Origin of the sequence: Pseudomonas sp. EA_65y_Pfl1_P113, assembly GCF_963970525.1 — a bacterium.
In the GTDB taxonomy this organism is placed as follows: domain Bacteria; phylum Pseudomonadota; class Gammaproteobacteria; order Pseudomonadales; family Pseudomonadaceae; genus Aquipseudomonas; species Aquipseudomonas tritici.
In genome coordinates this window covers 1-606 of record NZ_CAXAQM010000240.1, presented here as the reverse complement: position 1 = coordinate 606, position 606 = coordinate 1, and the positions used below count along the sequence as shown (strand labels likewise).

Annotated in this window: 1 protein-coding gene; it reads right to left on the bottom strand. The window is 68.0% G+C overall.

What is annotated here, in order from left to right:
• A partial coding sequence (locus tag AACY52_RS29355; protein ID WP_339561226.1) for a TrbI F-type domain-containing protein occupies window positions 1-579 on the bottom strand: 579 nt, incomplete at its 3' end.
• Between the last annotated feature and the right edge of the window lie 27 nt (window positions 580-606).

Sequence of the window (606 nt, the reverse complement as noted above, 5' to 3'; positions counted from 1 at the left end):
AACGGAGGGCGCGATCGCGGCGTCGAGCCCGGAGCCCTGTGGCGGCGATGCGAACGGCGATGCGGCCGGCGCAATCGGCGCGGCTACCCCGGAGGCTGATGGGGTAACCGCGCCGACCGAGGGACCAGCCGGCGGGGCTGCGGAGGCCACGGGAAGCGGGACCTTCGCATAGACCGCACGGCGGATCTGATCGGTGATGTCTGGGACGTTCTTGGAAAGGATGGCCTCGCCGACGAGCACCGTCGTACCCGAGGCCCCTATCTTCTGCAGCTCCTGGTCAAGCGTGCCCATGAAAGCGCGAGTTTGCGCCGCTACGGCGTCGGGTTGGCCATTGCTGTGGCTCTGCGCCTGAACATACTCGCTGACGATCGCCTCGAGCCTGACGCTCGCCATCGGCACTGCAGCCGCGGGACTGGCGATATGCTTCGTGACCCAAGCACCCCAGAGCAGCATGGCAATCGCGATCGCTGCCATGGCCCAGGTGATCGGAGGCAGGCCTTCGGCTTTCTTCGTCGCCGGCGGTGCTGCAAGAGGCGGCTTGCGCGCGCTCGGCGCGTCTAGGCCGGTACGATCGAGCATCTCGCTGGGTGACGCCGTCGGATGAGC